This window comes from Corynebacterium sp. HMSC074E01 (assembly GCF_001808885.1).
Taxonomy (GTDB): domain Bacteria; phylum Actinomycetota; class Actinomycetes; order Mycobacteriales; family Mycobacteriaceae; genus Corynebacterium.
In genome coordinates, this window is the sequence record NZ_KV794804.1 from 1 (window position 1) to 271 (window position 271).

Genomic DNA, 271 nt, shown 5'->3' on the forward strand with positions numbered 1-271 from the left:
TTGGGTAGGGGAGCGTCGTGCATGTGTTGAAGCGTTACCGTAAGGAGGCGTGGAGTGTGTGCGAGTGAGAATGCAGGCATGAGTAACGAATTGGAAGGTGAGAATCCTTCCCGCCGGATGACTAAGGGTTCCTGGGTCAAGTTCGTCTTCCCAGGGTGAGTCGGGACCTAAGGCGAGGCCGACAGGCGTAGTCGATGGATAACCAGTTGATATTCTGGTACCCGTATATCCGCGCCCATGATGAAGCACTGATACTAACCACCGCGGATAC

At 54.6% G+C, this 271-nt stretch carries 1 rRNA gene; it reads left to right on the plus strand.

Going from position 1 to position 271, the window contains the following annotated elements:
* Positions 1–271, plus strand: a 23S ribosomal RNA gene (locus HMPREF2537_RS00065); the annotation flags it as partial.